The organism is Brevibacillus laterosporus DSM 25 (assembly GCF_002706795.1).
Classification (GTDB): domain Bacteria; phylum Bacillota; class Bacilli; order Brevibacillales; family Brevibacillaceae; genus Brevibacillus_B; species Brevibacillus_B laterosporus.
Genome location: NZ_CP017705.1, coordinates 3,587,620 through 3,614,149, shown reverse-complemented (window position 1 = coordinate 3,614,149; position 26,530 = coordinate 3,587,620). Strand labels below are relative to the sequence as shown.

Here is a 26,530-nt window from a genome sequence, read left to right as displayed (position 1 = left end):
CGAATGAATCCAGTTCACCTTGTTACTCTATATTGTAGACGTTTTACCTATTGATTTGCAACCGCTTGTCCTTCTACTACACTTGCAACAATAGAAAGTGCTTCGCCTAATTTAGCAGGTTCCTTCCCACCAGCCTGTGCCATATCAGGGCGACCACCACCGCCACCGCCACAACGGGTAGCGACTTCCTTGACAATTTTACCAGCATGGAATCCTTGGCCCATCAGGTCTTTGGTTACACCAGCTACAATGTTTACCTTATCGCCTTCTACAGAACCAAGTACAATAATTGCAGAGCCTAATTTATTTTTCAGCTCATCCACCATACCACGTAGGTTATCCATATCCGTTGCGGATACTTGAGTAGCCAAGAGTTTTACACCATTGATTTCTTGCACCTGATCCGTGAGAGTCCCTGCCTCAATATTACCCAATTTCGTACGTAGTGATTCAGCTTCGCGTTGTGTCTCTTTTAATTGAGCCAACACGCCCTCTACACGAGTAGGAGTCTCATGCAACTGTGGCGATTTGACCGCTTGTGCCACTTCTTTAAGTGTAGTTAACTGTTGATTTAAATATTGATAAGCACCGCGACCTGTCACTGCTTCAATACGGCGTGTACCGGCACCGATACCGCTCTCGCTCAAAATTTTAAATAGACCGATCTCAGCTGTGTTCCCTACATGGCAACCACCGCACAGCTCGATGCTATAGCCTTCAACATTAACTACACGCACAACGTCCCCATACTTCTCGCCGAATAGTGCCATCGCGCCCATTTCTTTTGCCTCAGCAATCTTCATGTTCGTAATGTTAACAGGTAAATTATTCCAAATTTGTTCATTCACGATTTGTTCGATACGTTCAAGCTCTTCTGCTGTAATGGAACTAATATGTGTAAAGTCAAAGCGAAGTCGCTCAGGAGATACCAAAGAACCTGCTTGATTTACATGTGTTCCTAGAACGTCTTTTAGAGCTTGATGCAACAAGTGCGTGGCTGTATGGTTTTTAATCGTAGCGTTACGTCCTTGTTGGTCTACCTCAGCCGCAACCTGAGCACCTACATGCAATGTACCCGCTTCAATTAGTACTTGATGTACATTTTGACCATGAGGCCCTTTTTGTACATCTAATACGCGTGCTTTCACAGTATCTGCAGTCAAAGTACCCTCGTCATTAATCTGCCCGCCACTCTCAGCGTAGAAAGGTGTGCGATCTAGGACCACTTGGCAGGTAACACCCTCTTGAGCTTCTTTTACAAGTTGATTATTAACAATAATGGCTTCTACCTTAGCATCCGCAAACAATGTTGTATAACCGATAAATTCACTTGCTACTGTTAATTCCGACAATGCTCCACCTTGCGTCTGCATGCTGTCTACATCTTGACGAGCAGCACGAGCGCGTTCACGTTGCTCTTCCATTGCTTGTTCGAAACCATCACGGTCAACAGAAAGACCATGCTCCATAGCAAAATCCTCTGTCAAGTCAATCGGGAAGCCATATGTGTCATACAACTTGAAGGTATCCGGACCACTTAGCTGGTTGCCACCAGATGCCTTTGTTGCTTTTACCATACCTTCTAAAATGGACAGACCTTCTTCCAATGTTTCATGGAAACGTTCTTCCTCAGCACGAATTACACGTTCGATAAAGTCACGTTTTTGTACCACTTCTGGGTAAAACACTCCCATCATATCGCCAACTGTTTTGGTCAGTGTGTACAAGAACGGCTTCTGAATGCCTAGCATTTTACCCATACGTACAGCACGGCGAAGCAGACGACGTAATACATAACCACGACCTTCATTAGATGGTAGGGCCCCATCGCCAATAGCAAAAGTAACCGTACGCACATGATCTGCAATTACTTTTAGCGCTACATCCAACTCATCATTGGTTTTATAAGACACACCTGAAATTTTGCTAGTCTGTTCGATTAGCGGGAACAACAGGTCTGTTTCATAGTTGTTATCTACATTTTGGATGACAGAAACCATGCGCTCCAAGCCCATACCTGTATCAATATTTTTCTTAGGTAATGGAGTATACGTACCATCAGGATTATGATTAAATTGGGAGAATACTAGATTCCATACTTCCAAATAACGTTCATTCTCTCCACCCGGATACAATTCTGGATCGCTTGGGTCATTACCAAATGATTCACCGCGATCATAGAAAATCTCAGTGTTCGGACCGCTCGGACCTTCTCCGATATCCCAGAAGTTACCCTCTAAACGAATGATACGCTCTTCTGGTACACCAATTTCTTTATTCCAAATCTCAAATGCTTCATCATCTTCAGGATGGATTGTAACAGACAATTTCTCTGGGTCAAAACCAATCCATTCAGGACTTGTCAAGAACTCCCACGCCCAATGAATGGATTCAACTTTGAAATAATCCCCAATGGAGAAATTTCCTAGCATTTCAAAGAAGGTATGATGACGCGCTGTACGTCCTACGTTTTCAATGTCGTTTGTACGAATGGATTTTTGTGCATTTGTTATGCGTGGGTTATCAGGAATAATTCGACCATCAAAATATTTCTTTAGCGTAGCTACCCCACTGTTAATCCACAACAAAGATGGGTCATCCACCGGTACCAAAGATGCACTTGGTTCAATACAATGTCCTTTACTCACAAAGAAATCCAAATACATTTGACGAACCTGATTACCTGTCAACTTCTTCATGCTGTTTGCCTCCTTTATTTTTCAACACGAGGTAATGACCTACTTCTGTTTATTTACTCGGCCCACCATCGTTTTTGTATGCAATTGCTGACTTCAGACAAATAAAAAAAGCCCTCATCCCCTCAGGGACGAGAGCTATTGTCTCGCGGTACCACCCTGCTTACAGAACTCTCATTCTTCACACACAAGAACCGTGCTTGACTACGAGAGAAACTGTCGCTTTCATGACCATAACGGGGTCCTGCCGCCGGTTTTTTCCGGTCTTCGGAGTAGCCTTCGGTTGTCCTTCTTTTGGAAGCTCTTTCAGCCGGGGAGCGTCCTCTCTTTGAAAAGGGTGCAACCTACTCGTTCCATCAACGATCTAGTCGCTATATAATTGGTTACATTGAATAACGTTTCAACGTCATTATAGTGTTTTTTTCTAAGTAATGTCAACTTTGAGTTCGAATCAAAATAATACGCTGAATAATCACTTTCAGTACTGCAAGTACAGGTATCGCCAGGATCATCCCGACCACTCCAGCTATCGCTTCTCCGGCAAGCAAAGCAAAAATAATCGTGAGGGGATGGAGATGGAGTGTTTTTCCTACAATATTTGGCGAAATGATATTACCCTCAATGATTTGTATTGCTAAGTTTATCCCTATAACAAACAAGGCTTGTTTTGTAGAAATCGTAAGGGCAATCAACAACGCCGGAACAGCCCCAATCAAGGGTCCAATAAAAGGAATAATGTTGGTCAAAGCCACAAAGCAAGCTAATACAAAAGGATAGGGCATCTTAATTGCCCAATATCCAATAAAAATCAGCACTCCTACTATAAGAGACACAACCATTTGTCCGTGAATATATTTTCCCAACGAATCATTAATATCTCGCAACGCTACTTGTGTTTGGCGGCGGAACTTACGAGGTACCCATAAAATAAGACCTCGATGAATTTCTTTCATATCTTTTAGTAGATAAAAAGCAATAAAAGGAACAACCGCATATCCCAACACCTTTCCAAGCGTTTTTTTTGCACCATCAACAAACGAAGAAATATCCCGCGACATTTTTTCCTGCGATTGAATGATAGCTCGATCTACACCATGCTGAACGCTATCTGGCAAAAAGTATTTATGAGCCTCCCACTCTTGCATCCATGTCTCGTACCAGTTTGTTAAACGTGGCAGATCGTCTGAGAGTTCTATCAGTTGTTTAGTAAAAACAGGAATAGCATTCATCACAGTAATGACCACTAGTAGTACAAACCCCAAATAAATCAAAAGGAGAGCGGTCAAGCGCGGTACCTTCCTTTTTTCTAAACTTGTAACAACAGGATGAAGTAGATAGGCAATAATTAGTCCCGCAATAAATGGAATGGTCACCTCTTCAATCAAAAAATATAGAGGTTTCAATGCAGGTCGAAGTAACACGAATAGATTGGCTATAATAAGCAATAAGATAATAGATACAGCAATATGATAAAAACGATAACGTTTTTGTTGTGGTGTTGGTTGTTTTGTCAGTTGCTCCATGGCATATCCCCCATATCTAAAAACTCCTTTTGGTAGGATGTGCGAAAAAGAGAGGAAAGATGCGGAAAAGCTAGTTATTTGAATCAAAAAAACAAAGCAACCTGTTCCACGAAGGGGAAACAGGTTGCTTTGTTTTTTCTATGGGTAAAAAAGTCTACCGCCACTTATCAAATGTGATTTCCAGATTGAATAGAAGATTAGCGTGCAAACGAACGCTTCAGAACACGACCTAGCCTTTGAATATCTCGCTGGGAAAATTTCATTTTTCCCCACCCACTAAAGAATTTTTGACTCCGCTTAGACCTCATCAAATATCCAATAGCAGCTACGATCCCACTCATGATCAAAGTTCGAAAAATTCCGCGTCTCATTAAGCAGCCTCCTTCAGATTCTCATGGGGTAAGATTGAAGTGTTACGCTTGTGCTCTTAGTTCTTGGTCATCCAGGAACAAGTCATTTAACGATTCCAAGGAACCGTCTTCTTCCACCTGATAAATAGAAGAAATCTGATCTCCAGACATGCTCATCTCAACATAGCAATTCCAGCAGTAGTACTGATTCGTTCCAATTTTACCAATATCTTTTGATGAACAATTGGGGCAAGTCATCATGCATAATAACCTCCTAAACGCTAATGCGCCTTAAATCCGGTGTGCATGGGGATAATAAGGTGTTCGTTTCCGATTGATACAGGCGACGTTGCAATAATCCGCTTGCGCCCTTCGGTAATATCGGCAATCCAACCGTCCGATAACTCGTACCCTACCATCCTTTCCCAGTCAACAGAAAAATAAACATCTTCCACTTTTCCCAGCCAAGCACCGGTCTTTGTTACAACTTGTTTTCCTTTTAGTGCATGTTCACCTGTAAATAGGCAGAACATTTGATTCGTATCTAGATGGCGCATTGAGGTCACAACATGCTTGTCCTCTACAATGATGAAATCGTCCCCGATTGTACCGATATGGTTGGAATTAATGTAGCGTCCCTGCTGGAACCAGCCTGCTTCTTGCAAAACCAGACCAATGACTTGCAAGTGAAGATCACAGAGGATATCTCGGACAATCCCAATTTCTTCGCCGCTGTTCATGGCCAAAACTGGTAAGCCTACTACGTCCAATGCTCTCTTCATGGGCATCTCCTCCCGTTATGTTAGTATTACAGTTGAGATGCCCTTGTATCCTACCTAAACTGTTCCACCTAAACCATACCTTCCTTTATCCGTACAAACGTAGCCGATCTTGTAAGTAGCTATAACGAATCCCTTCCTCGTCATTTTGCACCGCAATGCGAAAAGCATCTGGATCACCACACATTAGCAAAAATGACTTGCTACGTGTTACACCCGTGTAAATTAATTTTCTGCGTAACATTCGATAATAGTTACGTACTAAAGGTAAAATAACAATTGGAAATTCACTACCCTGTGATTTATGCACCGAGCAACAGTACGCCAGAGTAAGTTGGTGATATTGTGAACGGCGGTATACAACCTCTCGTCCTTCAAAGGACACCACCAATTGCTCTTCATTCTCCTCATTTTCTGTAGGACGAAAAATGGCAACAACTTCTCCCATGTCTCCGTTGAATACCTGTTCTTCTGCATTATTTACCAATTGAAGTACTTTGTCTTTTACCCGAAAAACCGTTTCACCAAATGTTACCTCTCGCTTCTGTTCCGAAGGCGGGTTGAACAAAAGCTGTAGCTCTTCATTGATGTGGTTAACACCGGCTACTCCTTTGTACACGGGGGCAAGAACCTGTATATCTTTTGCTGTATATCCTTTATTTACGGAACTGGAGCAGATTTGTTTCACAACATCAACAACATTTTGTGGCGAAGTTGTGAAAAATCTGCGATCTTGGGTTGGAGTAAGTAAATCTTGTGGTACTTTTCCCACTCGAATGTCATGAGCCAGTTGAATAATAGAAGATTCTTCTGCCTGCCGATAAATATCTGTCAACTGGACAACCGGGATCACATTTGACTCCAGCATATCAAACAAAACATTGCCTGGGCCTACAGAAGGCAATTGATCAGGGTCGCCTACCATTACAACATTTATGTCCTTAGGGAGACAGCGGAATAATTGGTTAGCTAACCAAACATCCACCATTGACATCTCATCAATAATAATCATTTTGCCCCGAACGGGATTATCTTGATCATGCTCAAAGCTCTCTCCCTTCCACCCAAGAAGACGATGGATCGTCATAGCTGGTAATCCTGTCGTCTCAGACATACGCTTTGCTGCCCTACCAGTAGGAGCTACCAATAAAATGGGAAAGGGATTATCTTGTGTGTCATATTTCTTCATGTCCAAACTAATTCCCTGCAAATTTGCAAAAACATGGCAAATTCCCCTAATGACTGTTGTTTTTCCCGTACCAGGCCCCCCAGTCAGTAGCATTAATCCTGAATCCATTGCTTTTTCTACTGCTTCTCGTTGTTTAGAAGCATAGCTAATCCCTAATTCTTCTTCCACTTTTCCGATAGCTTGGTAAAACTCAGAAGCAGGATAGCTATCAGGATTCTCTCTTGAAGCAAAATAATGAAGTCGTTTGGCCAGTCCAATCTCTGCAAAAAATAAGGATGGAAGGTAAACGCGCTCCTCTTCCCAATGCACTTTGTTATCCATTACTAATTGTTCAATAGATCTCTGCACATCTTCTACCTCAAAAACGTGCCCACCACATTCTGTTAATAGCGAAATAGCCCGCTCCATTAATTCTTCATGAGGAAAATAAACATGTCCCTCACTATAACCTGTTTCCTGCAAAACATACAGACACGCTGCCATCACTCGTTCCGGGGAAGATGCGGCAATTCCTGTCGACAGAGCGATTTCGTCTGCACGTTTAAAACCAATGCCCTGCACATCTTCAATGAGCTTATATGGAGTTTCTGTCAATACCGTCATTGTATTATGCTTATACGCTTGATAAATACGTAAAGCTAAATGGACACCAATCCCAAACTCGTATAAGAAGACCATGGTACGCTCTAATGATTGATGCTCTAGAACTGATTCATAGATCTGCTTAGCTCGTTTGGGAGAGATACCTGGAATGGCGGCCAGATCGTCAGGGTTTTCAGCAATGATGGTAAGTGCATCGACCCCTAAATGTTCCACTATCCGCTTTGCCAGCTTCTTACCAATTCCACTAAAAAGTCCACTTGCTAAATACTTTTCAATACCTGATTTTGTTTTTGGTGTTTCACGTTCGTAGCGTTCGGCTACATACTGCTTTCCATATTTCGGGTGATCTTTCCACTCACCATAAAATGTATAAGTTTCATCCTCGTGAGGACGCGGAAAATGCCCTACAACAATGACATCTTTATCTTTAATCGGTTCCGTTGTCTCTTCCACTTTAAAACGAATGATGGCATACCAGTTCTCTTCGTTATAAAATATTTCGTGTTTTACTTGTCCTCGAATGTAGGTCTCACGAAACAACGGGAGGGCCTGTTGTTGCACGGTAGTACGCCTCCTTTTCTAAAAAACCTTGACTTTGGAAAGACTTCTGGAGCCAACCAAAGCCTTAGTTGAACTTTTTTCAGATAAATTTTCTGTAAGTAACATCCATCGTAAAAAAAATTCCACTATCCGGTGTGATAGTGGATGTGTGCTACTTTTATTGTACTTTGAGGAAAAGGGTTTTGACAACTTGATTCGAACAAGCGTTCCAAACCTTTCACAACTAACTAAGACTTTAACAACAAGCACATTTATACTTTATTTTACTAAGCGCTTTACAATCTGCACAATTTTTTGAGCTGCTGCTATCACTTCTTCTTTTGTGTTGGTCATGCCAAAACTAAAGCGAATAGCTGAATCTGATCGCTCCTTGGACAAATTCATCGCTGTCAGCACATGAGATACCTCTAACGAGCCTGATGTACATGCAGAACCACTAGCTGCTGCAATACCCGCCAAATCTAGATTAAACAGCATCGTCTCAGTATTTACTCCTAGAAAGCTAACATTTAAAATATGGGGCAAAAATTGTTCATCATGACCATTTACCTCAAATGCAATACCTGCTTCACTAAAAGCCTGTAGCATAGCTTGGCGCATATCTAAGTATTTTTGGCGACGCTCTTCACGGTCGGAGCGTATGAGCTCGATTGCTTGAGCAAATCCAACAATACCAGCTAGATTTTCTGTTCCTGCCCGTCGCTTACGTTCTTGTGCTCCCCCGTGTAAGTATGGAGTAATTGTGATTTTACGTCCCATGCACAAAGCACCTACACCTTTTGGTCCATTGATTTTATGGGCAGATAAAGAAATCAGATCCACAGGTAGCTCATTTGCCTTGATGCGCAATAATCCAAAAGCTTGTACACAATCTGAATGGAACAGAATCCCTTGATCCTGCAAAAAGCTACCTATTTCTTGGATAGGTTGAATTGTCCCTACCTCATTGTTTCCATACATAATGGAGACTAAAATGGTATCAGGTCGTATTGCTTTTTTTATATCATCTAAGCTGACCATCCCCAATTCATCCACTGGTAAATAGGTTACTTCAAATCCCATTCGTTCGAGATGCTCACAAGCATGTAATACCGCATGATGCTCAATCTGAGTTGTAATGATATGCTTACCTTTTTGTTCATTAGCAAGCGCTCCACCGATCAATGCCATATTATCAGCTTCCGTACCACCGCTGGTAAAAATGATTTGACTGGGATCAGCCCCCAGAAAATCAGCAATTGTTTCCCGTGCTTTTTCCATTGCTTTGCGTGCTTCACGACCAAACCCATGAATACTGGATGGATTTCCATAAATCTCAGAGAAATATGGTTGCATGGCCAGTATCACTTGTGGATGAACAGGAGTCGTTGCTGCATTATCCAAATATACGTATGAGTTCATGTTCTAATCCCCTACTTTGTAATCTAACACTAAATGTAGAACATATAATTATCAGTGCGTCCGTCATCTTGATAATTGATGAGGTCCCGCAGCGTAGTGGAGTCAATTACAGACGTTATACTATCTCGAATGCGCAGCCATAGATAACGCTTTGCTGGGTCCTCTTCTTCTGCAAACTCTACAGGACTAATTGGACCTTCTAGCACTCGCAAAATATCTCCCGACGTAATATCGTCAGGTGATTTGGAGAGTACATAGCCACCATAAGCTCCTCGAATGCTTTTTACCAACCCTGCATTCCGCAGGGGAGCAATTAACTGCTCTAAATAATGCTCAGATAATTCATGGCGCTGAGCAATGCTTTTCAATGAAATAGGCCCGTCCCCATGACGGGTGGCTAGCTCCATCATAATAGTTAAGCCGTAGCGTCCCTTAGTCGAAATTTTCAACGTTAACAACTCTCCTCTATGTTTCACTGTACGTCTCTGACAAACTTCCCTGAAATTGTAGCACATGAGTCGCTTTCTTTTGGTCAAAATATGGTCAGGGAGGTGAGCTTATATGGCAACCAATAAGCGTTCCGAACGTGGACGAAACCATCCATCTGACGTTCTTTATGAAGTACCAGCAGGAACCATTGCTCACAAAGCAAGATTTGGTGCAAGCAAAACTAGCAAGCAACCAAATGAGAACGGAGATTTACCGAATAAACCGGGCGGAAATGTACGGACGTAAAAGCAACAAGAATGAACCGGTCTTCTATTGCCTTACTAAATACTAAAGCTTTGTACTTTCCCGACAAGATTCCTTTTATCATTATTTTTTTAAAAAATATTCATTCCTACAAGTACATGTTGCATGTAGAAACAAGAGTCACATGTATACTCTGTAAGAAACCCTTCTCGCATGCTATTACTTCGATCTCTCTTGTTCAGAGGGTCGAAGTTCTTCTTTTTATCCAAAACAAAGAAATTGATCACTACGCTCTAGTTGTTTTTTATTACGATAAATATAAACTTTTCCCAAAAGAATGTAAAGGCATCGGAATAATAGGGGTTAATTTCGAGATGCTTGACGCTTTTGAATTTCTGCCTCATATCCTATCTGTTTAGGTTGATAAAATTTCTCTTCTACACCTTCAGGCAAATACTGCTGTTTCACATAGCCTTCGGGATAATTATGGGGATATAGATACCCTTCCCCGTGACCTAATTTCGCAGCCCCTTTATAATGCCGATCCCGTAAGTGAACAGGTACAGGCTTATGCCCTTCTTTTTGTACATGCATAAGTGCTTGATTAATTCCCATATACGCTGCATTACTTTTCGGTGCAGTCGCAAGATACGTGGTGGCTTGCCCTAAGGAAATGCGCCCTTCCGGCATACCAATCAATTCCAACGCTTGAAAGCAAGCTACAGCTACGGATAACGCTTGAGGATCAGCATTACCGATATCTTCTGATGCGGAAATTATTAAGCGACGCGCTATAAATCGTGGATCTTCACCTGCATCAATCATCCGAGCTAACCAGTAAAGAGCACCATCTGGATCAGACCCTCTAATCGACTTTATAAAAGCAGAGATGGTATCGTAATGATTATCACCACTTTTATCGTAGCGAACAGCTCTACGCTGAATAGATTCTACTGCCACATCCAGTGTAATAACGATCTCTCCTGCTTCATTTAATGGTGTGGTCGTAGCTGCTAATTCCAGTGCATTTAATAAGCGACGAGCGTCCCCTTCTGCGTAGTGAATCAAATGTTCTCTCGCTTCTGGTTTGATTTGAACCCGTAATTCTCCAAGTCCTTCAAGCTCATCAGTTAATGCTCTATCAATAACTTGCCCTAAATCCTCATCTGTTAGGGATTGTAAGGAAAAAATTTGAGAACGTGAGAGCAAGGCTGCATTCACTTCGAAAAAGGGATTCTCCGTTGTTGCCCCAATCAAAATGACTGTTCCCTCTTCTACATAAGGTAGGAGCGCATCCTGTTGAGATTTATTAAAACGGTGGATCTCATCAATAAATAACGTAGTACGCTGATTATTCATTACCAAGCGATCTTTCGCTTCCTCAACGATCCGCCGAATGTCTGCTACCCCCGCAGTAACCGCATTTAATTCACTGAAATGGGATTTGGTTGTACGGGCTATGACTTTTGCTAAGGTTGTTTTTCCCGTGCCCGGAGGTCCGTAGAAAATTAAAGAAGAGATTTGGTCCGCTTCAATAGCTCTCCGAAGCAACGATCCTTTGGCTAGTATATGTTGTTGGCCAACTACTTCATCTAGGTTTTTTGGTCTCATTCGTGCCGCAAGCGGCTTGGTACGCCCTTTAGAATCTTCCTGTTCATGGGCGAAAGAAAATAAATCCATCCTTCTCAACCCCCAATCTGGTTTCTTCAACTATTTGCAACTATAATCTGTCTTTTGTTACCATAACCTTGAGATGTAATCATTCCTGTTCATTTTACTTAGAAAAACAAGTTACGCCAAGTTTTGGATGACAAACAATTTCGCTGGCTGATTGTTAGTAGAATCAAGTCATTATCTTGAATCCTATACAGCATGTATAGATCACAATTGAATACTAGCCATACCACGTTAACTTCCATTCCGTAAAGAAAGTAGCGCAGAAAAGCCCGTGGGCCTCTGCGCTATCCATTACATCATTGTTAGTCACTTTTTTGTAAAACACATCCTACTGTATAGGAATCCTATTTACTATCCTTTTTTCGGTACCCAACCAATTAAATCCTGGACCACCACACTAGCTAAAATCAAACCTGCCACAGATGGCACAAAGGCGTTACTTGCCGGCGGTTGTTTTACTTTGCGAATAGGGGAATCAGGATTTTGAACAATCTGTTCCCGTACATCCGTACGAATTGTTACAGGGATCTCTTTAGAATATACTACTTTAACACCCTTATAAATGCGTTGCTTCTTCAGCTCACGACGAATTACCTTGGCAATAGGATCATAACTGGTTTTAGAGATGTCCTCCACTTGAAAACGTGTTGGGTCCATCTTGTTAGCTGCCCCCATACTTGAGATGATCGGGATATTACGTTTCTTTGCTTCTAGAATCACATGAATTTTTGCAGACACTGTATCCATCGCATCAACAATATAATCTAGCTTATGCTCAAATAGACGTGGAGCTGTTTCATCGTCATAAAACATCTGGAGTGTCACTACCTCACACTCTGGATTAATAGAGTGGATACGCTCTTTCATTAGTTCCGTTTTTTGTTGACCAACCGTGTGTAGAGTAGCATGAATCTGTCTATTAATGTTTGTAATGTCTACGTCATCTTTATCAATCAGGATCAGTTTTCCTACACCAGTACGTGCTAGAGCTTCTACTGTAAAAGACCCTACCCCACCGACACCAAGCACAGCAACGGTACTGTTTCTCATTTTCTCCAAGCCCTCTGGACCAAATGCCAGTTCACAACGCGAGAATTGATGCAACATTTCACTAACAACCTTTCCTACATTCATCTATTTTGGTAAGTAACATTCTATCCATAAATTACATACTTTCCTGTCATAGATATATGACCTAGTAATCTTCTCAGATTTATACTTTTTATACAATCATAAAAATAGTGACATTCCGATTATACCTATCAATAGGCTTATATTCAATTCCTATTATTCCACTAGGACTCTAAGTAGATCGCGATCAGACATATGCTAGCATATTGAATTCTACAAAGCAAACAAAAAAACAGGTCCAACCAAAAGACGTTTTGCCTTGGTTGGACCCATTTACCCAAGTAATTTTACTTGTTGGTTACTTCTTCTTTTTTCTCTTCTTCAATAGTAGCGATAAATAGCTGTTTTAATTGATTCACATCTACTTCACTCGGTGCATTAACCATTAGGTCACTTGCGCTTGCTGTTTTAGGGAAAGCAATTACTTCACGTAAATTTGTACGTCCAGCAAGTAGCATTACCAAACGGTCTAGACCTAGAGCGATACCACCATGTGGAGGTGTACCATATTCAAACGCATCCATCAAGAAACCAAACTGCTCTTTTGCTTCTTCTTGACTAAATCCAAGGGCAGTAAACATTTTCTCTTGTACGTCGCGCTTGTAGATACGCATGGAGCCGCCGCCTAGTTCATAACCATTTAGAACCAAGTCGTAAGCTTGTGCGCGAATCGCACCTGGGTCTGTTTCAAATAGATGCAAATCTTCGTCTTTTGGACGAGTGAATGGATGGTGCAAAGCTACATAACGTTTAGCTTCTTCATCCCACTCCACTAATGGGAAATCTACTACCCATAAGAAAGCAAACTTACTGTGGTCAATTAAGCCTAATTCTGCACCTAGCTTGCTACGAAGAGCACCTAGAGAATCTGCTACTACTTTCGGTTTATCAGCTACGAACAACAAAAGATCGCCTTCTTCTACTAGCAAGCGTTCTTTTATTGCTGTTATTTCTTCTTCAGAGAAGAATTTAGCGATTGGCCCTTTAACTTCGCCATCTTTAAATGCAATCCACGCTAGACCTTTAGCTCCATAACGAGAAGCGAACTTGCCTAGATCATCAACATCTTTACGGGAATAATGTCCGCAGCCTTTTGCATTGATTGCTTTTACTTGCCCACCAGTCTCAACTGTGCTTGCAAACACTTTAAAACCGCTATCTTTTACAAGATCTGATACGTTGGTCAACTCCATACCAAAACGAATATCTGGTTTGTCAGAGCCAAAACGATCCATCGCTTCTGCATACGTTAAGCGTGGGAATGATGTCCCTACGTCTGTACCAACTGTTTGTTCAAATACATATTGAACCATTTCCTCCATCATCGGCAATAGCTGTTCCATTGGTATGAAGGATGTTTCAATGTCGATTTGAGTGAATTCTGGTTGACGGTCAGCGCGCAAGTCTTCGTCACGGAAACAACGTACGATTTGATAGTAACGCTCGAATCCTGAAACCATTAATAACTGTTTAAAAAGCTGAGGAGACTGCGGCAATGCATAGAATTCACCTGGGTGTACACGGGATGGTACCAGATAATCACGCGCTCCCTCTGGCGTGCTCTTCGTAAGCATTGGCGTTTCAATATCTAAGAAACCCTTTTGATCCAAGAAATCACGGAACGCTTTTGTCGCTTTTGAACGTAAGTAGAATGCTTTCTGCATTTCGGGACGACGAAGGTCCAAATAGCGATATTTTAGACGAACCTGCTCATCTACTTCAATCTCATCTTCAATTAAGAACGGAGGGGTTTTAGCGTCATTTAGGATGGTAATCTCCGTTGCAAGCATTTCGTATTCACCAGTTTTGATTTTCGGATTAACGGCTTCGGGTCCACGATGTACCAATTTACCTTTTACAGATAAAACATACTCGCTACGCACACGATCTGCTTTTTGCCATGCCTCTTTATTCACTTCTGGGTTAAACACCACTTGGCAAATTCCTGTACGATCACGCAGATCAATAAAGATAACGCCACCTAGGTCACGGCGCTTTTGAACCCAACCATTTAAAATAATCTCTTGCTCTACATGTTCTTTGGTTACTTCGCCACAATAGACAGTGCGCACATCAAATTTCATCGATGGTCCCTCCAATAGGTAAATGTTTCGTTCAATTGTTTTTCTTTATCCTTAACGTTTAGCCAAGAGCCAATCGCTTGCTTCTGCAAAACTAACTTCTTGCTGTTCTCCAGTCGCTAGTTCTTTTAGCATGACTACGCCTTTTTCCAGCTCTGATTCACCAATGATAGCAGCATACTTTGCTTCTACACGATCCGCTGCTTTTAATTGGCCCTTCATTTTACGACCTAAATAATCCATCTCTGCTTTAACACCTTTATTACGCAGATCATCTAGTAACTGGAATGCCTTCGTTTTCGCTGTTTCGGATTGCATGACGATGTAGGCATCTAGCCCTTTTTCTATTGGTAATTGAATATTTTGCGATTCTAGAGCCATTATCAAGCGCTCAATACTCATCGCAAAACCAATACCTGGCATATCTTCGCCGCCGATCTCTGCAACTAGCCCATTATAGCGCCCACCACCACACAATGTTTCAACCGCACCGATCTCTGCCATTTTAATTTCGAAAGCAGTCAGCGTGTAATAATCAAGACCACGTACCATACGCGGATTAATGTGGAATGGAATATGAATTGCGGTAAGGTATGCCTGTACCTCTTCAAAATGCTGTTTAGATTCATCGCTTAGATAATCTAAAATAGAAGGGGCATCTTTTGTAAGGGTTTGACATTTTTTATTTTTGCAATCCAGAACGCGTAAAGGATTCCGATCAATTCGGGATTGACAATCTTCACAAAGCTCATCTCGTACACCATTTAGAACCTCAAGCAATGCTCCACGGTGACGAGCACGATCTTCTAGAGTTCCTACACTGTTTATCTCTACGGACAAACCTGTAAGCCCTAATTCTTGATAGATACGCATCGCTACAGCAATTACTTCAGCATCAATTGCAGGATCTGCTGAGCCGATTGCTTCAACTCCGAATTGAACAAATTGGCGGAATCGACCTGCCTGTGGACGTTCATGCCGGAACATTGGTCCTAAGTAATATAACTTAGTAGGTTGATTAGGTACACCATACAGCTTTTTCTCCACGTAAGAGCGTACTACCCCTGCCGTACCTTCCGGACGTAAGGTGAAATCTCCTTCTCCACGGGATTCAACACTGTACATCTCTTTTTCCACTACATCCGTAGTCTCACCTACGCCTCGTCGGAACAGTTCTGTCTGCTCAAATATTGGCGTTCGAATTTCTTGGTAATTGTAGCGTGTGCAAAGGTCTCGCATCTTCCCTTCGATGTGCTGCCAAAGCTCCACCGTGCCCGGCATAATGTCTTGTGTACCACGTGGAATTTGGATTTTCGCCATGTGAGTCTCTCCTTTTTTGTTTTTTACGTGCTATATAAAAAATCCGTACAGGGGCAAGTCAGGAAAAATAATTGTTAGAAAACACAAAAAATCTCCCGTCCTTGACATGCCCAACTTACGTACATGTCAGGGACGAGAGATTATATTCTCCCGTGGTGCCACCCTGCTTGGATATATATGTAATCATATCCCACTTCATTCTCATCGTAACGCCGATGCCGCGCCTTACAGTTACTCGTAGCAACGCTATCTTTCACTGGGGTCTTCAGGGAGGTCATTCACCTAATCGTAATAGAGAAGCACTTTCAGCCACGATGCTTCCTCTCTAGCTATTCGTCTAAAGGTTACTTGGTCCCGTCATCAGATCAAAATATATTACAGATCATAGCAAAATCGAGAGTGAGCGTCAACTATACAATCACCTAATTATTTATCAGAGTAAAGCGTATCTAAATCTTGCAGTTTTTTCTCGATTAACTGCTGATACGTATCATTATATGTTTTAGGATCTTTTGGATTTGGCCAACGCGACAATATTCCGCTACCAGGCCTCATCAATTTGGAGACGGCTCCACAGCCTAAGCCAAGAACCGTTTGTACCTCCTCCATCATAACGATGTTATAGATAGAATCTTGATCTCGTAGCGCATAGCCAACATTTTCAAGATTACCTAAAATATTTTTTTGTCGGTAGAGATAGTATGGTACATACCCTTGTTTCTTCGCCCATTCTTCGGTCTCTTGCATCATGTTTAGTATCTCTTCACGACTGGCTACCTGATATTTATCTTTATTTTGCGTCATTTCCGATGCACGTTTAAACGAGAGAGTATGAACGGTTAGAGAAGTAGGCATAAGCTTTTCTACTTCCTGAAGTGAATGCTTCATTTCCTGCATCCCTTCATTTGGCAAACCTATGATCAAATCCATATTAATGTTGGTTACACCCATCTCCATGGCCAAATTATATTTATCCACTGTTTCCTCGACTGTATGGTGTCGACCAATCGCTTGCAAGGTTTCTTGCGTAAACGACTGCGGATTGATGCTGATGCGGTCAACCTTCCACTTTTTCATGATCTCAATTTTATCAGGAGTGATGGTATCTGGTCTTCCAGCTTCTACCGTTAGTTCACGTACTTTGTCCATATGAGGAAAATGCTTATAAAGTGTAACAAAAAGTGCGTCTAACTCGTCAGCAGTAATACTGGTAGGTGTACCTCCGCCAAAGTAAATGGAGGTGATTACCAAGTTCTGGCGGGTCAACCAATCACCTATTGAGCGAATCTCTTCATGTAAACCTGCCAAAAATGGATTTACATTCTGACGATGCACACCAATCGCATAAGCTGGAAACGTACAATATGCACATTTTGTTGGGCAGAATGGAATTCCAATGTAGACAGAGACTTCCCGATCTATTTGATATAAATCAGGAACAACATGTAGCTGACGATCCACTATCTCTTGTAAGAGCTGTAGTTTGTGAGGGCGAACCATGTAGTCTTCTCGTAATTGACGATGAGTCTCCTCGCGACTCAACCCAGATTGTAGCATCTTGTGCAATAATTTAGTCGGTCGAATACCGGTTAAAATGCCCCACCCCTGTTCCATTCCGGTATGACGCTCCAGTAAAGTTAATAGCGTATAGCTAATTGCTTGCTTCGCTGTTTTGCGCATACCTTTTTCGGAAAGCTCCTTATAGGGACGATCGTACTCAAATGTATGCTTTTGATCGGCAAACAAAAGATGTCCGGTAGCATGGACTCCATCGTCTTGCGACTCACAACAAAGCTCTATCTTACTATCACGATGGGAGCAATTTTCCCAGTCTTGTACATAATGAATTGCGGGATCTTCATAGAACAGTGCGGCAATAAAGCCGATTTCACGTTCGAACTGATGACCCACGCATTTAATTTGCAACATGTTCTTCACCTGCTTCTTTCGCAATCCTTCTCATCTTACCTTACCAACATAAGGTGGTCAATTTCAGAGAAGGAACCAACTGTTCTCATTAAAGGTGGACGGATTTAGAAAGCCGTTCGTTGCATAAGAACGATTTTGGCACGATACATGCGAAAAAGGGAGTACATGAGATTATTGGATCATTGGTTTTTGCTACATGAAGCTCTCAACCTAAACTAGCCTGATTCCTGAACACTTGAACAGCTTTTCGCCACTTTCTAGTGTTTAGCACGCCGACGTAGCTCTTGTACCTCGCGGATGCTGATATGAAACTCCTGTGACATTTCTACATCGTTTAAAATGGCTTCTTTTTGCAAGAAATCATGAAAATCAACAGAAAAAATTTGACGGTTTAATTCTTGAGCGAAACGTTCTTTATTGGATTGGCGCATGCTTAATCCCTCCTTGCACTATTGTTTCCGCATGGGAAGATTTGCATGCATCTCAAAAAAAATGTCGAAAGTTGCAGGAAAGTATACGACCTATGAAGAAGATTATTGTTTTATGGAAAAATTGATTTTCCGCACGTCGGAATAAATGAAAAACAGAAAGGATGGGACAAACGTGTTTTCTCGCAAGAAGATGATTATCGGGCTTGCAACGTGTCTCACTAGCTTGGTCGCCCCCTTCCAAATGGTCTGGGCAGCAAGCCAGGTGCAGGTAACAGCCGATAATTTAAACATTCGCTCTGGTCCAGGAACCAACTATCAACTCGTAAGTTCCGTGCCTAAGTCGACAAAACTAACCGTTATATCAAAAAAAGATAAATGGATACAGGTAAAATTACCGAATGGTAAGCAAGGCTGGGGAATAAATACATACCTTCAGGAGATTAAAGCAGCTCCTCAACCACCAAAGGTGATTTATTTAAAGAGTACGGTCGATATGTTGAACATTCGGACTGCACCCAATTCAGATGCTCAAATCATCCAAGTAATGGACAAGACAAAAAGCTACAAAATGATTAAAAAGGAAGGCATCTGGGCACAAATTCAGGTGTCTGACAAAGTAACCGGCTGGATTAACGCCAAGTTTGTGCAACATGCTACTCCGCCCGCTACGTCAGCACCCCTACCGGGAACAACAGCACCAGCAGTCACTACACCAGATCAGAGCAATCAGCCTGCTAATGTATTGCCACCTGTAGAGCCTACTGTGCAGCCTCCATCTACCAGTAGTATTAAAATCTCTGTAGTAACTAACGTGTATGCAGAACCTAATGTCGCAGCCATGATTATCGGGCAGTTAAGCGCAGGGGATCAGGTAAGTAAATATTCGGAGTCAAATGGGTGGGATCAAATCTTATACAATGGGACAACAGCTTGGATCGCCAATCCAACAGCTCCTAAAACTGGACAGATAACACCTCCTCCGACACAGCCGAATCCTGCTTCATCAAGCTCTACGGTGAAGGTAACTGCAAATAATGTAAACATTCGAAGTCAAGCTAATACAACAAGCCAAGTCCTTACCCAAGTAAATAACGGAGTGGTACTACCGGTATTGTCTCAAAGCAACAACTGGTTTCAGGTAAAAACGCCGGATGGGAAAACAGGCTGGATTGCCAGCTGGTTGGTTACTAAATCAACTGTTGCTCCTCCCACGCTTGGAGTAGTTGACCCAAATGAACATAAGAACCAAAACTCCCTTCAGCCCTCAGTACCTAGTAATCAATCAGAACTGAAAATCAAGGTATTAAACGAAGGCACAAATGTTCGTTCTGGCCCAGGCACCGAATACGAGCCCGTAGGTAATGTACAACCAGGAGAAAGCTATTCGGTAATCAAAACAGAAGGCGATTGGTATCAAATTCGCCTAAAAGATAATTCAACAGCCTATATTGCTAGCTGGGTTGTTCAAAAGGAATCAACAGATATAGCCAATCTGCCTCCTTTAACCGGTAATGAAGCACGAGGCAAATTGATTGTAGTAGATCCTGGACACGGTGGAACAGACAGTGGGGCTGTAGGGACGACATACAAGACGTTTGAAAAAGAAATTAACCTACAGGTTGCTCTAAAGCTAAAACAACGCCTAGAAGCTTCTGGAGCACGTGTAATTATGACTCGTTCCGATGATACAACTCTCACGTTGGAACAACGTGTTCAAGTTGCTGTACAAAACAATGCGGATATGTTTGTAAGTGTCCATCACAATACACATCCTAATGCAGCCACCAATGGGACCATCATTTTTTACTATCACAAAGGAAACTCGATGGAATTAGCCCAATTGACTCAAAAAGAGATCGTTTCAACGACTCAATATAAAGATTTAACATCCAGATTCGGCGATTTTCATGTCATTCGGGAAAATCCAAAACCCGCTATTCTTGCTGAAGTCGGCTTTATGACAAATCCACAAGAAGAAGCTAACTTACGTGATGATCAACATCAGCAAAATGCAGCTGAAGGGTTGTTCCGAGGCGTACTGCGTTACTTCCAGGTTTATCCAAATTAGTTTTTTCACACAAAAAAGCAGCTGGTCCGCCATGGACTAGCTGCTTTCTTTCTATGTGTGTAGCTTAATTAATCGGCTAGACCCTTTGTTTCATCTATCATTAACTTTCAACAATTAACGTTACAGGTCCATGATTATGAATCTGCACATCCATCATTGCACCAAAACGCCCCGTCTCTACTTGAAGCCCTTTACTTCGTAGCACCTCATTAAATTGGTCGTATAATGGTTCAGCAACTTCTGGACGGGCAGCCGCCATGAAGTTAGGGCGACGACCTTTTCGGCAATCCCCGTATAAAGTAAATTGGGAAATTGATAAAATTTGCCCTCCTGTTTCCTGGACAGAGTAATTCATTTTACCTTCCTCGTCTTCAAAAATCCGCAAATTCGCTACCTTATCTGCTACAAACTCCACGTCTTTTATTGTGTCCTCATGCGTAATACCAACTAGTAAAACCAGTCCTTGCTCAATTTTACCGACTACATCTCCATTTACGGACACACTTGATGCTTTTGCTTTTTGGACAACGACTCGCACTACTTATCACTCCGGTTCTATTGTTTTAAATTTATGTATGCATTCCTTGTTTATGAAAGAAAAGACAGCGTCCCCAAGGAACCACTGTCTGTCATTTAAAAATAAGGATATGTTAGGTATTTAGAATTCGACGAACAGAATAAATGTCTTTGATACGCTTGATTCGTTCTACCACTCGGTGTAGATGATCTATATTGTTAATACAGATTGTCATGTTGATAGTAGCCACCCGATTGCGATCCGCTTTGCCACTCACGGCAGCAATATTGGTTTTCGTCTCCCCAACTACATGTAACACGTCGTTTAACAAGCCTGTGCGATCATGGCCAGTAATTTCAATGTCTACATTGTAGTTTTGTCTCTGGTCACCTTCCCATTGTACAGGAATGAGTCGATCGCTTTCTTCTACCGTCACATTCGGGCAATCCTTGCGATGAATGGAGACTCCCCGTCCTCTCGTAATGAAGCCAATAATGTCATCCCCTGGAACCGGCGAACAACATCGGGAAATACGAGTCAACAAATTATCCACGCCTTCTACGCGGATGCCTGTGTCGCTTCGGGTTTGCTTCTGAGTAGGTGCATGAGACTTAAATTCTTGAATAGCTTGTTGTTGCTGTTGTTGTTGCTCTTCTCGATCTCTACGTATTTTTTCCGTCAGTCGATTTGCAACCTGTGCAGAAGTAAGCCCGCCATAACCGACAGCTGAGTACATATCTTCGTCAGATTGAAAATTAAACTTAGCTGCTGCCTCTTTTACATTCTCAGCAGTCATAGTCTCTTTTAAATCAAAGCCACGTGCTTTTACCTCAGCTTCAATCATTGATAGCCCTTTAGCAACGTTTTCTTCGCGCTTTTCTTTTTTAAACCATTGCTTGATCTTATTACGAGCATGGGCTGACTTCGCTATTTTCAGCCAATCTTGACTTGGGCCATATGAGTGCTTGGAAGTCAAGATTTCCATAATGTCACCTGTACGCAACGCAAAATCAAGCGGAACGATCTTTCCGTTCACTTTAGCTCCAATGGTTCGATTGCCGACAGCTGAATGTATGCGATAGGCAAAGTCCAAAGGAACCGAGCCTTTAGGAAGCTCCACCACATCACCCTTTGGTGTAAAGACAAACACCGTATCAGAAAACAGATCCTGCTTGAGCGATTCCATGAATTCTTGGGCATTCGGTGTCTCTTCTTGTCCACCTTGAATAATCTCACGGAGATTACCAATCTTCTCTTCAAAAGAGCCCTGCACTTCTCCTTTGCCCTCTTTATAGGCCCAGTGAGCAGCGATACCAATCTCAGCTGTACGATGCATCTCCCATGTACGAATTTGCACTTCCAATGGTTCACCCTTAGGACCGATTACAGTGGTATGCAGCGATTGATACATGTTGGCTTTTGGCATAGCAATATAATCTTTGAATCGTCCTGGCATAGGCTTCCACAAAGTGTGCACAATTCCAAGGACAGCGTAACAATCACGAATATCATTCACAATGATACGTAAAGCAAGCAGGTCATAGATTTCGTTAAACTGCTTATTTTGTGACACCATCTTTTTGTAGATGCTATAGATATGCTTAGGTCTACCAGCAATCTCTGCTTCAATATGCAGCTCATCTAACTTATCCGTAATCATTGCTTTTGCTTCTGAAATGTATTCCTCGCGCTCCGTCCGTTTCTTCTGCATGAGATTTACAATCCGATAATATTGCTGTGGATTCAAATAGCGAAGAGCCGTATCCTCTAGCTCCCACTTTACAAAAGCAATACCAAGGCGATGAGCCAGTGGTGCAAAGATTTCTAGCGTTTCATCCGATATTTCACGCTGCTTTTCTTCGGACATATGACGTAACGTACGCATATTATGCAAACGGTCCGCCAATTTAATTAAAATGACCCGAATATCTTGTGCCATGGCTACAAGCATTTTTCGATGGTTCTCTGCTAACTGCTCTTCTTTGGATTTGTATTTAATTTTTTCTAGCTTTGTGACTCCGTCTACCAGATGTGCTACCTCTGACCCGAATTCCTTACGTAAGTTGTCTAGCGTAATTTCGGTATCTTCCACAACATCATGGAGAAAACCGGCAGCAACAGTTACTGCATCCATGTGCATATCCGTCAAAATGCCTGCAACTGCAATCGGATGCATAATATAAGGCACCCCAGATTTACGCACTTGGCCCTCGTGAGCTTTGCGCGCTAAATCATAGGCACGCTCCAGCATAGTAACGTCCTCGTTTGACATATAGCTATTCGCTTTGCTTAAAATTTCCTCGATGCCCGTAGTCATATTTCCCTTCCTTAATCTTCACTCTGAAGATGAAAACCGTCTATCTTTCCCTTAAACGTATTACCTTTTATTATCTGGTATGAAAGGGAGAATGTAAAGGTAATAATCTTCCATTCTCTACTTAAAACTCACAAAATAGACACTTTCTTTTCGAGTTTCTCAGGCAAATCCACAAAAAACCTCTGCAAGCGAAAGGCTCACAGAGGTTTTTATACAAAATTTTAGTATGTGATTAAAGAAGAAACTGGGATGTCACCTAGTTTTTCACGACCATCGAGATAGCTCAATTCAATTAAGAATACAGCCCCTACTACGATTCCGCCTAATTGTTCAACAAGGTTGATTGATGTCTCGATCGTACCGCCTGTTGCAAGTAAGTCGTCAGCAATCAATACACGGTCACCAGGCTTGATTGCATCTTCATGCATTGCTAATGCATCACTGCCGTACTCTAGGCTATAATCAGCTTGAATAGCCTTGTAAGGTAATTTGTTTGCCTTGCGAATCGGAATAAATCCAACATTCATCGCATATGACAGCGGTGCTCCTACAACAAAACCACGCGCTTCCGGTCCTGCGATTACATCCACATTTAGGGTATCAGCAAATGTTTTTAGTTCATTGATTGCCGCTTTATATACAGGGCCATCTTTTAATAGGGTAGTAATATCTTTGAAACGAATCCCTGGTTGTGGGTAATCTGGAATCACGCGAATATAATCTTTAAAGTTCATTAAGGAATGCCTCCTACAAAAGAATAAAAACAAAGTAAGTTGGGTGCTCTTCTTCTAAGGCTGATGAAGCATATCCAAATATTTTCCAAGTCCATCATGATTAGAAAGGAGCAGTTCGGCGTGTAGCTCGGCTTCCTCGCGCCAGTCTTGGTATCGCGAAGAAGTATCTAAAGGCGCTTTAGCCGGTTCTGGATGCAATAGATACGCTTGCTCGCTATCTTCAATAAAACGGAGCTCTATAAAAATAGTAAGCATTCGCTCCACAATGGAACGCTTTAACTTCAATTTTTTAGCTAATGCATCAAGATGAGCCTTGTTGATTTTACCATATTGTCGAAAAATTTGATACAGCGCTTTAAAATCTTCTCGGCTCGGTACATGCAGCAATTCAAAAGCCTCATCCGCTTCTCCAAATAAGCAGTACACTGAATCCATTTCATGTAACGTAGCCATAGCTTGTCCCAAAGCAGATTTAGAAGAAGGAAGATCATATAAAACGATCGAGCGACATCCTTCTTTCCAGTCACCTTGTATCTCTCCCGCATTCGTTACATAAAGGAGTGACCTTTGTAGCAACTGTTGACTCGCAAGTAAAGAGTACAAACGTTGATGATTAGCTTCTTGGAATGTAATTGTAATCAATTCATCCGTAGCTATCTTATCCAGCCATTTTTTCTCTTTATCACGCGAGCCCCGCCAGTCAAAAATCTGTTTATGCTTTACCGCTACATCACGAAGCAAGAATTGAGGCTTTCGTAACCCATTCCATTCATTAATCTGCAATTCACCAAGCACTGAAAGCTTTGATGTTGGGGCTACGCGTTCCATAATTTGGGCAAAACCAAAGCCGATAGCATCTAGTTGCGATTTCTCCTGCGATAATACACATTTAAGATGTGTCTCATCCTTGCCAATTTTACGCATACCTTGATGCCCGACTTCTTCACAGACAAGCATTGGAGTAGGGTTACCCATGCCGAATGGAGCTAAAGCTTCCAGTTCTATAGCAAGATCTAGACTCATTTCATCAAAGGCCACTTCAAGATCTACTCTTGTTTTCGGAATGAAGTCTTCTGGTTGTAACCATTCTTGTGATATACGATGCAACGCCTTGCGAAGCAAATCTACATTCTCTACAGGCAATGTCATACCTGCTGCCATTGTGTGCCCACCATAATGTGGTAGAAGTTCCTTGCACGCTGTCAATGCCTCATACATGTCAAAGCCAGCAATGCTTCGAGCCGAGCCTTTAGCTGTGCCTTTTTCAGAATCGATACCAAGGACGATAGCAGGTCGATAGAATTTCTCTACTAAGCGAGAAGCGACAATACCAACAACTCCAACGTTCCATCCCTCTTTGGCTACGACCAGCACTCCATTTTGATCAGCAGGATATAACTGTTCTACCATTTCAATTGCTTCTTCTGCCATTGCTTGAACTAGCTCTTGGCGTTCACGGTTCAACTCATCGAGTACTTCCGCTTGCTCCTTCGCTTCCTGTACATCCTCTGACACGAGCAATTTGACCGCTGCTTCTGCTGTTTCTAGTCGTCCACCTGCATTGATACGCGGACCAATAGCAAAGCCTACATGTCCCGCAGTAATCTCTTTCTCCTGAAGGCCGCACACATCAAGTAAAGCTTGGATGCCTACATTGTGTGTTCGGTTTAATCGTTGCAATCCTAAGCTTGCTAATACCCTATTTTCATCGACTAAGGGTACAAGGTCAGCAATCGTTCCTATTGCTGCCAAATCGATTAAATCCATCGGAGGTTCTTTTAACAGGGCATGTGCCAGCTTAAAGGCAACACCAACCCCAGCCAGCATGTCAAATGGGTAGGAACAGCCCGGTTTTTTAGGATTCATTACCGCAAACGCATCAGGTAGAAGCTCAGGTGGTTCATGGTGATCCGTCACGATGATATCAAGCCCCAGCTGATTTCCATGCGCTACCTGCTCTACCGCACTAATACCAGTATCTACAGTCACGACAAGCCGAAAACCGCTGTAATAAATGTATGACAACGCTGTTTGGTTTAATCCGTATCCTTCTTTAAAACGATTCGGTATATAATAATCAAATGTGGCTCCCAATTTTCGTAACAAATGCACCATCAAAGCAGTGGAGCTAACTCCATCCGCATCATAGTCTCCATATATACAAATCGGTTCCTGGCGCTCAATCGCCTGTTGGATTCGATGCACGCTTTTGTCCATGCCATCCAATAAAAATGGATCATGTAGCTGTTCTGGACTCACATGCAAAAAGTCACGTGCCTTTTGTGACGTATCCATCCCTCTTTGAACGAGCAAACGTGCCAGCAGAGGTGATATCCCACACGCTTGGGCAATCTCTGCACTTATTGCTTCGTCATATGGGGTGAGTTGCCATCGCGATTTCGCTTGTAGCATGAGGCAGCCCTCCAATCCTCATCCATTATATAAAGAAATAGAGGGCATGCCAAGCATTCTTATAAACGCAAAACAGCGTATGTTTTAAGAAAATCATTTCACCAAGAAGTTTGGCTTG

At 42.2% G+C, this 26,530-nt stretch carries 20 protein-coding genes; 2 read left to right on the top strand and 18 right to left on the bottom strand.

Annotation, left to right across the window (positions count from 1 at the left end; all coding sequences use genetic code 11):
• Window positions 1-47 precede the first annotated feature (47 nt).
• The 8 genes from alaS to cymR all read right to left on the bottom strand — a co-directional run bounded on the left by alaS (window position 48) and on the right by cymR (window position 9,551).
• Window positions 48-2,699, bottom strand: a complete 2,652-nt coding sequence (alaS, locus tag BrL25_RS17135) for an alanine--tRNA ligase (protein ID WP_018672194.1) — start codon at window positions 2,697-2,699, stop codon at window positions 48-50.
• A gap of 431 nt (window positions 2,700-3,130) precedes the next feature.
• A complete protein-coding gene (locus tag BrL25_RS17130; protein WP_018672195.1) occupies window positions 3,131-4,219 on the bottom strand; it encodes an AI-2E family transporter in 1,089 nt (362 codons plus the stop codon).
• A gap of 197 nt (window positions 4,220-4,416) precedes the next feature.
• Window positions 4,417-4,590 carry a hypothetical protein gene (locus tag BrL25_RS25240; protein WP_018672196.1) on the bottom strand — a complete coding sequence of 58 codons (174 nt, stop codon included), beginning with the start codon at window positions 4,588-4,590 and terminating at the stop codon, window positions 4,417-4,419.
• 42 nt (window positions 4,591-4,632) lie between these two features.
• On the bottom strand, window positions 4,633-4,830 hold the full coding sequence (locus BrL25_RS17125; RefSeq protein ID WP_003345362.1) for a hypothetical protein: 198 nt from the start codon (window positions 4,828-4,830) through the stop codon (window positions 4,633-4,635).
• Window positions 4,831-4,850: 20 nt separating this feature from the next.
• The gene (locus BrL25_RS17120) at window positions 4,851-5,351 is read right to left on the bottom strand and encodes a PRC-barrel domain-containing protein (protein ID WP_018672197.1); all 501 of its coding nucleotides are present in this window, start codon (window positions 5,349-5,351) and stop codon (window positions 4,851-4,853) included.
• 85 nt (window positions 5,352-5,436) lie between these two features.
• Entirely contained in the window at window positions 5,437-7,701 is a 2,265-nt protein-coding gene (gene recD2, locus BrL25_RS17115) for an SF1B family DNA helicase RecD2 (protein WP_018672198.1), read from the bottom strand.
• 258 nt (window positions 7,702-7,959) lie between these two features.
• On the bottom strand, window positions 7,960-9,102 hold the full coding sequence (locus BrL25_RS17110; RefSeq protein ID WP_018672199.1) for a cysteine desulfurase family protein: 1,143 nt from the start codon (window positions 9,100-9,102) through the stop codon (window positions 7,960-7,962).
• Between the two features lie 29 nt (window positions 9,103-9,131).
• On the bottom strand, window positions 9,132-9,551 hold the full coding sequence (cymR, locus tag BrL25_RS17105; RefSeq protein WP_003338326.1) for a cysteine metabolism transcriptional regulator CymR: 420 nt from the start codon (window positions 9,549-9,551) through the stop codon (window positions 9,132-9,134).
• Between the two features lie 112 nt (window positions 9,552-9,663).
• Here cymR and BrL25_RS25235 point away from each other — a divergent pair, with 112 nt between their 5' ends.
• Window positions 9,664-9,837 carry a hypothetical protein gene (locus BrL25_RS25235; RefSeq protein ID WP_018672200.1) on the top strand — a complete coding sequence of 58 codons (174 nt, stop codon included), beginning with the start codon at window positions 9,664-9,666 and terminating at the stop codon, window positions 9,835-9,837.
• Window positions 9,838-10,158: 321 nt separating this feature from the next.
• On the opposite strand, the gene BrL25_RS17100 is transcribed toward BrL25_RS25235, so the two are convergent.
• From BrL25_RS17100 to BrL25_RS25230, 6 genes are all read right to left on the bottom strand, one after another.
• A complete protein-coding gene (locus BrL25_RS17100) occupies window positions 10,159-11,475 on the bottom strand; it encodes an AAA family ATPase (protein WP_018672201.1) in 1,317 nt (438 codons plus the stop codon).
• Window positions 11,476-11,823: 348 nt separating this feature from the next.
• On the bottom strand, window positions 11,824-12,579 hold the full coding sequence (locus BrL25_RS17095; protein WP_018672202.1) for a tRNA threonylcarbamoyladenosine dehydratase: 756 nt from the start codon (window positions 12,577-12,579) through the stop codon (window positions 11,824-11,826).
• A 311-nt stretch (window positions 12,580-12,890) separates the two neighbouring features.
• Window positions 12,891-14,687: an aspartate--tRNA ligase gene (gene aspS / locus BrL25_RS17090; RefSeq protein WP_018672203.1), complete on the bottom strand. Its 1,797-nt coding sequence runs from the start codon at window positions 14,685-14,687 to the stop codon at window positions 12,891-12,893.
• 51 nt (window positions 14,688-14,738) lie between these two features.
• Entirely contained in the window at window positions 14,739-16,004 is a 1,266-nt protein-coding gene (hisS, locus tag BrL25_RS17085) for a histidine--tRNA ligase (protein WP_018672204.1), read from the bottom strand.
• 426 nt (window positions 16,005-16,430) lie between these two features.
• On the bottom strand, window positions 16,431-17,933 hold the full coding sequence (locus BrL25_RS17080) for a coproporphyrinogen III oxidase (RefSeq protein ID WP_018672205.1): 1,503 nt from the start codon (window positions 17,931-17,933) through the stop codon (window positions 16,431-16,433).
• A gap of 257 nt (window positions 17,934-18,190) precedes the next feature.
• Window positions 18,191-18,364 carry a hypothetical protein gene (locus BrL25_RS25230; protein WP_018672206.1) on the bottom strand — a complete coding sequence of 58 codons (174 nt, stop codon included), beginning with the start codon at window positions 18,362-18,364 and terminating at the stop codon, window positions 18,191-18,193.
• A gap of 172 nt (window positions 18,365-18,536) precedes the next feature.
• On the opposite strand from BrL25_RS25230, the gene BrL25_RS17075 reads away from it, so the two are divergent.
• Window positions 18,537-20,432 carry an N-acetylmuramoyl-L-alanine amidase family protein gene (locus BrL25_RS17075; protein WP_018672207.1) on the top strand — a complete coding sequence of 632 codons (1,896 nt, stop codon included), beginning with the start codon at window positions 18,537-18,539 and terminating at the stop codon, window positions 20,430-20,432.
• A 100-nt stretch (window positions 20,433-20,532) separates the two neighbouring features.
• On the opposite strand, the gene dtd is transcribed toward BrL25_RS17075, so the two are convergent.
• From dtd to recJ, 4 genes are all read right to left on the bottom strand, one after another.
• Entirely contained in the window at window positions 20,533-20,970 is a 438-nt protein-coding gene (gene dtd / locus BrL25_RS17070; RefSeq protein WP_018672208.1) for a D-aminoacyl-tRNA deacylase, read from the bottom strand.
• 112 nt (window positions 20,971-21,082) lie between these two features.
• A complete protein-coding gene (locus tag BrL25_RS17065) occupies window positions 21,083-23,266 on the bottom strand; it encodes a RelA/SpoT family protein (protein ID WP_018672209.1) in 2,184 nt (727 codons plus the stop codon).
• A 221-nt stretch (window positions 23,267-23,487) separates the two neighbouring features.
• Complete coding sequence (locus BrL25_RS17060; protein ID WP_003338338.1) at window positions 23,488-24,000, bottom strand: adenine phosphoribosyltransferase; 513 nt, start codon at window positions 23,998-24,000, stop codon at window positions 23,488-23,490.
• A 54-nt stretch (window positions 24,001-24,054) separates the two neighbouring features.
• A complete protein-coding gene (recJ, locus tag BrL25_RS17055; protein ID WP_018672210.1) occupies window positions 24,055-26,412 on the bottom strand; it encodes a single-stranded-DNA-specific exonuclease RecJ in 2,358 nt (785 codons plus the stop codon).
• Window positions 26,413-26,530: the final 118 nt, after the last annotated feature.

Bases quoted from the DNA above. Each gene is read 5' to 3' on its own strand.
- alaS (WP_018672194.1), bottom strand. From the start codon at position 2,699: ATGAAGAAGTTGACAGGTAATCAGGTTCGTCAAATGTATTTGGATTTC.
- BrL25_RS17130 (WP_018672195.1), bottom strand. From the start codon at position 4,219: ATGGAGCAACTGACAAAACAACCAACACCACAACAAAAACGTTATCGT.
- BrL25_RS25240 (WP_018672196.1), bottom strand. From the start codon at position 4,590: ATGAGACGCGGAATTTTTCGAACTTTGATCATGAGTGGGATCGTAGCT.
- BrL25_RS17125 (WP_003345362.1), bottom strand. From the start codon at position 4,830: ATGATGACTTGCCCCAATTGTTCATCAAAAGATATTGGTAAAATTGGA.
- BrL25_RS17120 (WP_018672197.1), bottom strand. From the start codon at position 5,351: ATGAAGAGAGCATTGGACGTAGTAGGCTTACCAGTTTTGGCCATGAAC.
- BrL25_RS17110 (WP_018672199.1), bottom strand. From the start codon at position 9,102: ATGAACTCATACGTATATTTGGATAATGCAGCAACGACTCCTGTTCAT.
- BrL25_RS25235 (WP_018672200.1), top strand. From the start codon at position 9,664: ATGGCAACCAATAAGCGTTCCGAACGTGGACGAAACCATCCATCTGAC.
- BrL25_RS17100 (WP_018672201.1), bottom strand. From the start codon at position 11,475: ATGGATTTATTTTCTTTCGCCCATGAACAGGAAGATTCTAAAGGGCGT.
- BrL25_RS17095 (WP_018672202.1), bottom strand. From the start codon at position 12,579: ATGTTGCATCAATTCTCGCGTTGTGAACTGGCATTTGGTCCAGAGGGC.
- aspS (WP_018672203.1), bottom strand. From the start codon at position 14,687: ATGAAATTTGATGTGCGCACTGTCTATTGTGGCGAAGTAACCAAAGAA.
- hisS (WP_018672204.1), bottom strand. From the start codon at position 16,004: ATGGCGAAAATCCAAATTCCACGTGGTACACAAGACATTATGCCGGGC.
- BrL25_RS17080 (WP_018672205.1), bottom strand. From the start codon at position 17,933: ATGTTGCAAATTAAATGCGTGGGTCATCAGTTCGAACGTGAAATCGGC.
- BrL25_RS25230 (WP_018672206.1), bottom strand. From the start codon at position 18,364: ATGCGCCAATCCAATAAAGAACGTTTCGCTCAAGAATTAAACCGTCAA.
- BrL25_RS17065 (WP_018672209.1), bottom strand. From the start codon at position 23,266: ATGACTACGGGCATCGAGGAAATTTTAAGCAAAGCGAATAGCTATATG.
- BrL25_RS17060 (WP_003338338.1), bottom strand. From the start codon at position 24,000: ATGAACTTTAAAGATTATATTCGCGTGATTCCAGATTACCCACAACCA.
- recJ (WP_018672210.1), bottom strand. From the start codon at position 26,412: ATGCTACAAGCGAAATCGCGATGGCAACTCACCCCATATGACGAAGCA.